The sequence below is a fragment of the Caloranaerobacter azorensis DSM 13643 genome, assembly GCF_900129995.1.
GTDB classification, from domain to species: Bacteria; Bacillota; Clostridia; order Tissierellales; family Thermohalobacteraceae; genus Caloranaerobacter; species Caloranaerobacter azorensis.
Genome location: NZ_FQXO01000084.1, coordinates 1 through 9,636, shown reverse-complemented (window position 1 = coordinate 9,636; position 9,636 = coordinate 1). Strand labels below are relative to the sequence as shown.

Annotated in this window: 13 protein-coding genes; 9 read left to right on the top strand and 4 right to left on the bottom strand. The window is 27.9% G+C overall.

Going from position 1 to position 9,636, the window contains the following annotated elements:
• Window positions 1–219: 219 nt before the first annotated feature.
• The 6 genes from BUB51_RS10870 (at window position 220) to BUB51_RS10845 (ending at window position 4,253) form a co-directional block, all read left to right on the top strand.
• Entirely contained in the window at window positions 220–1,500 is a 1,281-nt protein-coding gene (locus BUB51_RS10870) for a putative bifunctional diguanylate cyclase/phosphodiesterase (RefSeq protein ID WP_073197711.1), read from the top strand.
• A gap of 50 nt (window positions 1,501–1,550) precedes the next feature.
• Window positions 1,551–2,162: a helix-turn-helix domain-containing protein gene (locus BUB51_RS10865; protein WP_073197709.1), complete on the top strand. Its 612-nt coding sequence runs from the start codon at window positions 1,551–1,553 to the stop codon at window positions 2,160–2,162.
• Window positions 2,163–2,247: 85 nt separating this feature from the next.
• On the top strand, window positions 2,248–3,000 hold the full coding sequence (locus BUB51_RS10860) for a L,D-transpeptidase family protein (RefSeq protein ID WP_073197707.1): 753 nt from the start codon (window positions 2,248–2,250) through the stop codon (window positions 2,998–3,000).
• A gap of 83 nt (window positions 3,001–3,083) precedes the next feature.
• Complete coding sequence (gene crcB / locus BUB51_RS10855; RefSeq protein WP_200791952.1) at window positions 3,084–3,470, top strand: fluoride efflux transporter CrcB; 387 nt, start codon at window positions 3,084–3,086, stop codon at window positions 3,468–3,470.
• Between the two features lie 10 nt (window positions 3,471–3,480).
• Window positions 3,481–3,627 (top strand): DUF190 domain-containing protein, encoded by a 147-nt coding sequence (locus tag BUB51_RS10850; RefSeq protein WP_083599608.1) that lies wholly within the window; start codon window positions 3,481–3,483, stop codon window positions 3,625–3,627.
• A 119-nt stretch (window positions 3,628–3,746) separates the two neighbouring features.
• Window positions 3,747–4,253 (top strand): ferritin, encoded by a 507-nt coding sequence (locus BUB51_RS10845; protein WP_073197706.1) that lies wholly within the window; start codon window positions 3,747–3,749, stop codon window positions 4,251–4,253.
• A gap of 118 nt (window positions 4,254–4,371) precedes the next feature.
• On the opposite strand, the gene BUB51_RS10840 is transcribed toward BUB51_RS10845, so the two are convergent.
• The 4 genes from BUB51_RS10840 to BUB51_RS10825 form a co-directional block, all read right to left on the bottom strand.
• Window positions 4,372–4,599: an alpha/beta-type small acid-soluble spore protein gene (locus BUB51_RS10840; protein ID WP_035165017.1), complete on the bottom strand. Its 228-nt coding sequence runs from the start codon at window positions 4,597–4,599 to the stop codon at window positions 4,372–4,374.
• Window positions 4,600–4,789: 190 nt separating this feature from the next.
• Window positions 4,790–6,178, bottom strand: a complete 1,389-nt coding sequence (locus tag BUB51_RS13620) for a nucleoside recognition domain-containing protein (protein WP_073197704.1) — start codon at window positions 6,176–6,178, stop codon at window positions 4,790–4,792.
• A 13-nt stretch (window positions 6,179–6,191) separates the two neighbouring features.
• Window positions 6,192–6,947, bottom strand: coding sequence for a FeoB small GTPase domain-containing protein (locus BUB51_RS13615; RefSeq protein ID WP_073197703.1), 756 nt, complete (start codon window positions 6,945–6,947; stop codon window positions 6,192–6,194).
• A gap of 12 nt (window positions 6,948–6,959) precedes the next feature.
• Window positions 6,960–7,199, bottom strand: coding sequence for a FeoA family protein (locus BUB51_RS10825; RefSeq protein WP_035165023.1), 240 nt, complete (start codon window positions 7,197–7,199; stop codon window positions 6,960–6,962).
• A gap of 216 nt (window positions 7,200–7,415) precedes the next feature.
• Between BUB51_RS10825 and BUB51_RS10820 the strand changes: the two genes are divergently transcribed.
• From BUB51_RS10820 to BUB51_RS10810, 3 genes are all read left to right on the top strand, one after another.
• A complete protein-coding gene (locus BUB51_RS10820; protein ID WP_073197701.1) occupies window positions 7,416–8,369 on the top strand; it encodes a helix-turn-helix transcriptional regulator in 954 nt (317 codons plus the stop codon).
• Between the two features lie 110 nt (window positions 8,370–8,479).
• Window positions 8,480–9,211: a CRISPR-associated endoribonuclease Cas6 gene (gene cas6, locus BUB51_RS10815; protein WP_073197699.1), complete on the top strand. Its 732-nt coding sequence runs from the start codon at window positions 8,480–8,482 to the stop codon at window positions 9,209–9,211.
• Window positions 9,212–9,304: 93 nt separating this feature from the next.
• Window positions 9,305–9,636, top strand: a 332-nt coding sequence (locus BUB51_RS10810) for a hypothetical protein (protein ID WP_200791951.1), incomplete at its 3' end; no start/stop codon positions are given.

Genomic DNA, 9,636 nt, shown 5'->3' with positions numbered 1-9,636 from the left:
GTAACATTTTAAGCATATTGTTACATAGAAACTTCAAAAAAAATACTTGCAAGTAAAAAGACGGAATTATTTTTTGTATTGTAATGGTAGTAATTTTTTATTTAGAATTACATAAATTTGATAAAAATCTTAATTAAAATTTTTTGCTGTATACAAAAAATTGGATAAGAAAAATATTCAAAAAAAAAAAACTAAACCAGTATTGGGATGTGAGGGAAGATGAAATTAAGGAGCAAGCTACATTATTTTGACCGTATAACAGGATTACCTAATAGGCAGTACTTATATAAATATTTTTCAAAAAATATTAGTGAATTTATAGTAATACTTTTAGATATTGATGATTTTAAGTATGCAAATGGGACATTTGGTCATAAGTTTGGTGATAAATATTTAAAGGCGTTTAGTATTAAATTATCTAAAATACTTGGTGAAGAAGGAGATGTATTTTTTCATAATGGAGATGAATTTCTAATTTTTTTACCTAAATTAGAATTAGAAATGATTGATAGTAGAATAGAGTCGCTATTAAAAAAACTACAAGATAGCTTTAAAGTGGAAGGACGTGAAATTTATAATTCTGTAAGTATGGGTGTTTATATAACAAAAGAAAATGATAGTATTGATGATGCTATAAGGAAAGCAGAAGCAGCAATGTATATAGCAAAAAGGAAAGGTAAAGGGCAGTATAGATATTTTGATGAAAATGTTGAAAAAGATATAATGAAAAAGATTATTATGGTAAACGAATTAAGAAAAGCAATTACGAGAAATGAATTATATTTATTGTATCAGCCGGTTTTAGATATAAAAGAAAATAAAATACTTGAAGTAGAAGCACTTTTAAGGTGGAAGAATGGAGAACTTGGAGAAGTTTCTCCAGTAGATTTTATACCTATAGCAGAAGAAACAGGGCTTATCAGAGAGATTGGATATTGGGTTATAAGAAAAGCATGTAATCAGGTTAAAAAATGGGAAAATGAAAACATAAATTTAAAAGTAGCGATAAATATCTCGCCGAACCAGTTTGATGATAAAGACTTTTTTTATAATGTTAAAAATATAGTTACAAGAGAAAAAGTAGATTTTAGCAAAATTAAATTTGAAATAACAGAAACGCAAATATTGAAATTAGAAAAGCGAAATATGAAAAGATTGATTGAGCTTACAAAAATGGGGGCAGTTATATCATTAGACGATTTTGGAGTAGGTTATTCGTCATTAAAAAATCTAGCATTTTTTCCTGTATCTGAGCTTAAGATTGATAAAAGTTTTATTGATCATATTAATATTAATAAAAAAATAGAAAAATTGATATCTTCAATCTTATTTGTGGCATATAAGATGGGCTATAAAGTTACAGCTGAAGGGGTAGAAAGAAAAGAACAGTTAGATAAATTATTAGAATATGGCTGTAATAAGATACAGGGATACTATATAGGTAAGCCTATGACAGAAAGTGATATTATAGAAATTTTACAAAGAAGCACCATAATATGATATAGAATTATACTATTTGTAATAATCATTGAGAAAGGGGATAACAGCTTATGCCAAAAAGAAGATGGACTAAAGAAGAGGTAGACTATCTTGTAGAAAATTATTCAAAAAAGAGTATAAATTCTATATCTAAAGATTTAGGAAGAACAAAGGATTCAGTTTTTAAAAAGGCTAAAAGGTTAGGGCTTACTAAGATGGTAAGAAATTGGACAGAAGAAGAAATAGATATACTAACATTAAATTGGGGGAAAAGGAGTATTGAAAAGATAGCTAGGATGTTAAATAGGAGTACTATTTCGGTAAAAAAGAAAGCAATGGAATTAAAATTGGGTTCACAATACATAGCAAATGGAGAATATTTATCAACAGGGAATATAGGGTTTTTACTCAATAAAAACCCTACTACGGTATATAAATGGTTAAAGGAAGGAATAATAAAGGGGAGAACTTTTGGAAAGAAATCAGTATATCGAGTAACGCCTGAAGACTTTATAGACTTTTTGAAAAACAACCCTAATAAATGGTGTGGATATTCTGCACGAATAGATTTAATAAAACCTTATTTTTATACATCAAAACAATCGAATCTTCCTGAATGGTTTATTAAAAAGGTCAATAGTGATTTTAAAAAGAGTTATGGGGACATAGTGCCATTTTTATAAATTATATATAATAGTATTTAATTCTAATGTTTGAATTATATATTTTCATTTAGTTAAAGCATATATTAATTATATGGGGGTGATAATGGGAGTGGGAAAGAAAAAATATGTGTCTTTTATAATGTTTATAGTAATTTTTTTGTTATTAATAGATTTATCAGAATTAAAAAAAGATGATTTGAAAGGAACAAGTAAATTATATGGAGAATATGAAATATGGGAAAAAAAACAATTAAATGAACAGTATAATTATGAAAATCTTGCGATTTTAGTCGATATAGATAAAAAATATTTATATCTTTATGATGTTGATACAAATAAAGTCATAAAAAAATATGTTGTAGCTACAGGAAAACCTAGTACACCAACCCCTATAGGAAGTTTTAAGATAATTGAAAAAGCAAAATGGGGTGGAGGATTTGGGTCAAGATGGATGAGAATAAATGTACCGTGGGGTAGGTATGGCATTCATGGAACGAACAAACCTACATCTATTGGATATAATGCTTCACATGGATGCGTTAGAATGAGAAATAAGGATATAGAAGAATTATACAGCATTGTTAAGTACAATACACCAGTTATTTTATTTAGTGGCCCATTTGGGCCGTTTGGCTACGGTTTTAGGATATTGAAACCGGGAGATAGAGGTTCGGATGTTCAAGAAGTACAAAGGAGGTTAAAGAAAAAAGGATATTACTATGGCCCTATAGACGGAATTTATGGTAACTCGATGAAATCTGCATTGTTTAGATTTCTTAAAGACAATAAATTACCTAAAGATGACAGAATAGGGTATTTAGTATACAAAAAATTGGGTATAATTTTAATGGAATAAACTTAATAAAGGCTTTTTCTATGTTGTAATAAAAGTAAAAACAGACTATAATTTAAACGTGATATTGTATGGAGAAGGGAATGATGAATATGTTTAAGAAAATACTGCTATTAGGAGTAGGAGGTTTCATTGGAAGCAACTTAAGGTATTGGATAACAGGTTGGATAACAGATATTTTTGGCTCATATTTACCATATGGAACATTAGTCGTAAATGGATTAGGTAGTTTTATACTAGGATTTTTGATGATGTATGGTGCCGAAGTTGCAGAAATAGATCCTCAAATACGTCTATTAATTGGAACGGGTATGTTAGGTGCATTAACTACATTTTCTACATTTTCTTATGAGACAATTAACTTATTCAGAGAGTCTAGTTATTTTTTAGGCATATTAAATATCTTTTTAAATATTGGGATAGGGTTAACTTCAGTATGGTTAGGTTTTGCATTAGTTAAATCTCTTGCGTAGGGGGATTTCTATGATGACGCAAAGTAAAGGGAAATTGCTCAAAATATATATTTCGGAATTTGATAAGTATAATGGACAATTATTATATCATTTGATAGTAGAACTTAAAATATTAGAAATGGCTGGAATTACAGTATATAGAGGAATAGAGGGATAATAATTTTACTTAAATGCGGAAGATATTGCTAACTAATAAAGTTTTTTTGTTTAAATTAATTTAAGGATGGGTATAAATATATACGTATTTAAATATGTTTTCCTGGAGGAGGGGAATTAATGTTATCAGAAAGATTATTAAAAGAATTAAATGAACAGGTTAAATATGAGTTATATTCGGCTCACTATTATTTAGCAATGGCTGCATATTGTGCAGAGCAGGATTTAGATGGATTTGCAAATTTCTTTAAAATTCAAGCAGAAGAAGAAAAATTTCATGCAATGAAGTTTTTTGATTTCATAAATGAAATGGATGGAAGAGTTACAATTCAAGCACTTGAAGAGCCAAAAAATAACTATGAATCTCTAGTAGATGTTTTTAAATCTGCTTTAGAACATGAAAAATTTGTAACTAGAAGAATATATAAACTTATGGATATTGCTACTGAAGAAAAAGAACATGCTACAATAAGTCTATTGAAGTGGTTTGTAGATGAGCAGATAGAAGAGGAAAATAGTATGAAAGCTATACTTAAAAAGTTAGAGAGGTTAGGAGATAATAGCCACGGAATTTACATGTTAGATGAAGAATTAGCTCAAAGGACTTTTACTCCACCGGTTGAATAATGACAAAAAAACAAAGGTAGGCTTTAAAATAAAAGCCTACCTTTGTTTTTAACTATTAATCGTTTAATTATTTAGTTGGAGTTGATCCACTCATACTTTTTAACTATTAATCGTTTAATTATTTAGTTGGAGTTGATCCACTCATACTTCTTTGAGCTTGTTCAACTAACTTTTTAGTCATGTAACCTCCTACATAACCATTTTGTCTTGCAGTTAGGTTACCTTTATCAATTGAATCGTAGTTTGATAATCCTAGTTCATTAGCTATTTCAGTTTTCATTTGATTTAATGCTTGTCGTGCTTCAGGAACTACTATTTTGTTTCTTCCTGTTTTTTGATAAGCCATCATTTACCCTCCTTAATGTGTTTTTGTTTTCCTGTTGTACTAATATTATGTGTAATAATACGTTAACTAAACCATGTAATTTTATGTAATGCTACATTAGGATAGTAAATGATGTATAATATGATTACCGTACAAATTAGTTCTGTATATTGTATAAATTAAAATAAAATCATTTTTATTCCAAATTATATTATTTAAAAAGTATACTTAATAAATTTACAATTATTGTAACCAAAATAGCTATCGAAGTAGTTAATAAAGCAGTAAAAACAGCCCATTTAGTACTATTCGTCTCATTTTTTATAGTTAACAAAGTCGTTCCACATGGAAAATGTAATAAAGAAAATAGCATAAAATTCAAACCTGTTACCCATGTCCAGCCATTATTAATTAGTAAATTTTTTAGAGAGTCTAAACTATCAAGTTCAATCATAGAGCCTGTAGATAAATAGCTCATAATTAATATTGGAAGCACAATTTCATTTGCAGGTAACCCTAATATAAATGCTAATAAGATAAAACCATCTAAACCCATTAAATTACCGAGAGGATTTAAAAAATGAGCAATATGATTTAATAGACTTATTCCGTCAATATTTATATTAGCAACTAACCATGTTATAGCTCCTGCTGGTGCTGCTACTAATACTGCCCTTGATAACACAAACAAAGTCCTATCTATTAAAGATCTGACTAATATTCTGCCTATTTGAGGCTTTCTGTATGGTGGCAGTTCTAGAGTAAAAGTTGAAGGAATACCTTTTAAGATTGTTTTAGATAATAGTTTCGATACAAATAAAGTTATAAATATACCTATTAAGATAATACCTATTACTGATGCCGTTGCAATAATTGAACTGAATTTTGGAGAAACTAATGAACTGAAAAAAATTGTTGATATAGCAATAAGAGTTGGGAATCTACCATTACAAGGGACAAAACTATTTGTAATTATAGCTATCAAACGTTCTCTAGGTGAGTCAATTATTCTAGTTGCTATAACTCCTGCTGCATTACATCCAAAACCCATGCTCATTGTCAAAGCTTGCTTTCCATGAGTTCCAGATTTTCTAAAGAAATTATCTAAATTAAAGGCTACTCTAGGAAGATATCCCAGATCTTCTAATAATGTAAAAAACGGAAAAAATATAGCCATAGGAGGCAGCATTACAGATATTACCCAAGCAAGAGTTCGATACATTCCTAAAACTAATATCCCATGTAACCAATATGGAGCGTTAATATACATAAAAAATTCAGTTAGTTTATTTTCTAAACCAAATAATATTTTGCCTAACAGTTGTGAAGGGTAGTTAGCGCCTTGTATAGTTATCCAAAAAATTAGTCCTAAAAGTAACAGCATAATTGGATATCCAAATATTTTAGATGTTAGTATATCATCGATTTTTTTATCCCAATTAATCTTTTTTTTATCTTCAATCATTAAAACTTCATTCGCTATTTTTTCTGCTTTTTCATAAATAGTAGTTACTATGCTGTCGCTAATATTTGCATCTGTTTTGAGTTTATCGTTTAGAATATTTAAAATTCTACTTGATGCATCTTTAACAGAGTCCATAAATTCACCTCTTTTAAATCGAGTATTTTTTCAGAATATTATCTATAGAATTAAAAATAGCTTTATCACCATCTATTAATCTTAATGCAAGCCATCTAGTGTTATATTTTGTACCTAAAGTTTCTATTAAAATCGGTTCAATCTCTTTGATAATAGATTCAATTTCATCACTGTATTTTAATCTATATGGATTCGTTTTAATATTTCCATTAATCATTTGGTAGATTATTTCTAATAATTCATCAATGCCTTTATTATCTCTTGCAACAGTAGGAATTACTGGTACACCTAGTCTATTTTCTAACTTTTCTATATCTATTGATATGCCTTTGCGTTTTGCTTCATCTATGAGATTAACACATACGATAACTTTATCAGTTATTTCCATAACCTGAAGGACGAGATTTAAGTTTCTTTCTAGACAAGTTGCGTCAGTAATTACAATAGTTATATCTGGATTGCCAAAACAAATAAAATCTCTAGCTATTTCTTCTTCAACCGAATTTGCCAAGAGAGAATAAGTTCCGGGTAAATCTACAAGTAGAAATTTTTTATCTTTATACTTAAATGTTCCTTTAGCATTACTCACCGTTTTACCGGGCCAATTGCCGGTATGTTGATTTAGCCCTGTCAAAGTGTTAAATAAGGTACTTTTTCCTGTATTAGGATTACCCGCTAGAGCAATTACTATCATATCTCTATCTTCTTTAACAATGTCATATTTGTTTTTTAATAGCGATAAACCTGTAGATTTACTGGTAAGTCCCATCTATTACCCTCCTCAATCTATAATCTCAACGATTACATTCTCTATTTCTTCTTTTCTTAAAGCAATTACTGCTCCTCTTATGTTATATGCTATCGGATTTCCGGAAGGACTTATCCTTTCGGTTTTAACTATTGTATTTGGTATAAGCCCTAAATCCATAAGCCTCCTTTTAGGAAGTACATTTTTTGATAGCACTTTTATTCTGGCTTTTTTCCCAACAGGCAGCTTATTTAATGGGATTTCATGTATCATGACATCACCTCTAGCTAACTTTAATTAGTCTTGGCTAACATTAAATATCAGATAAATTCCTAATGATATTATATGGAGTGAATCAAACATGTGTTACTAGTATAAATGAAAGATTTTTACAAATATGATTATTAAAAAATAATTACATTGAAGGATTTTCTTTGAAAATTATAGAATTTTTTTTTGGAGAAATTTAACTTATAAAGGGGTTTTAGCATGAGTAAGGTAAGTAATTGTTTAAGAATGCTAATTCTTTTAAAAAGTAGAGGCAAAATGAAGATAAAAGAGTTAGCTGAAAGGCTAGAAGTAAGTGAAAGAATGATAAGAGAATATAAAAACGAACTAGAAAAAGCTGAAATATATTTAATGAGCGAACCTGGGAAAAATGGAGGATATTATTTAGATGAAAATTCATTTATTTTTAATTTAAATTTAGAAGAAGCAGAAATTTCTTCTTTTTTAATGGCTAAAGAGTTTTTGGAAAAAGAAGATAATTTTATGTTTTTAAAAGAATATGAGAGTGGTTTAGACAAAATTAAAGCTGCTGTGAAAGGAAGGTATGATGATGGTAAAAATCAGCATATAGTAAAAGTTTCAAGGCCCAATATAGATTTAGAAGATGAGAAGAAAAAGTATTTGGATATTAGCAGTTCAATAATATCGAGAAATAAATTAGAAATCAACTATTTTTCGATAAATTCAGGATTAGTTAAAAGAGTTATAAGGCCATATGTACTTTTTATGTATAAAGGCTTTTGGTATTGTATTGGGTATTGTGAGTTAAGAGGAGAGATTAGAGATTTTAAATTGTCAAGAATTAGAAGTTATAAATTGTTAGAAGACACTTTTGATAAGCCAATAGATTTTAAATTGAGCGATTATCTAGGACATAATAGTATTTTTAAGGACAAGCTCTATAACATAAAGTTAAAAATAAATCCTCCTATGTCTATTATAATTAGTGAAAGGATTTGGAGTGAAAATCAAAAAATAATATTCAATCAAGAAGATAATTCTATTTTATTTGAAGCGACAATGAGTGGTTTACCAGAGATAAAATCATGGATTTTAAGTATGGGTAGTTGTGTAGAAATATTAGAACCTGAAGAGTTAAAGGAAGAGATAAGAGAAGAAGTAAAAAAATTAAAAAATTTATATAAAATTTATTAATGCGACGAATATATTTCCGGATATATATGGTAATATTTTTTTAGAGATTAAGTTCCTTAATTGATATTGATATAGTAAATAATTTTTTTCAAATAAAAGGAGGTGATTTGATGAGATTAAGCTGCTGTTATGAATGTGATATTTTACCTTTATCTTATAGAATGATGTTTGTAAGTCTAATAAAAAAATCACTAGAGAAATCAAACAAAGAATATTTTAATAATTTGTATTATTATAAAGACAAATCTAATAAGAAAAGTAAAAATTTTTGTTTTTCAGTATATTTAAATGATTTTAGTAGAGAAAATGAAAACTTTAGGGTAGATGGTAAAATAATTTTAAACATAAGCTCACCAGATCATGAATTTATGATAAATCTTTATAATGGGTTGCTAAAGAATGTGGAGTTTGAATATAAGGGCTACAGGTTAAAAAAAGAAAGAGTAAGGCTTATAAGAGAAAAGAAAATATTAAAAGACAGAGCTATTTTTAAAACATTATCACCAATTTACATAAAAGACAAAGTTGGCAATTCACTATCACCAGAAGACGAAAAATATGAGGAAAATCTTAATTACATATTAGATTTAACTTTGAAAAATTTTAGAGGATATGGGCTGAAAAGAGAAGTAAAATTTAATTCGATTAATCTTACTAAAGTTGTAGTTAAGGAAAAAATAAGAGGATATATTGAAAAAAATGATAATGACTATTTGTATTTAAATTCATATAGAGGTAATTTTTATATCGAAGGAGATGTAGAAGATTTGAATTATATATATATGCTTGGAATTGGTTTCAGAAGGAACCAGGGATTTGGAATGGTGGAGGTATTAGAATAGGAGGCTAATTAACAGTTACAAAATATTTATAAAAACCTTAAAACAATTATAAATTCAAGTAGTTAAAAAGATTATAGAGGGAGTTAAAAGAAAATGAGTAAATCTATAGCCGGAAATAAAAATATAAGAACATACAAAATGAGAATAAAAGACAAAAAATTCAAATCAAAGGCTATAGATTATATTTACAAGTACAGACATTTTGAAAACATGTATATAATACTCCTTAATCAAGACTATAAACAAAACATTGGAGATTTTAGGTTGTTAACTAATTATGAAATAATGAGAGCACTATTTAGGAAAACTACTCCAAAAAAGCTAGAAGAAAAGCTAACTTATATCAGAAATAAATATAAAAACCATCAAATAATGAATGACTTAATAAACTTATCTAAAGAACTTAAAATTCATAATATAGTAGA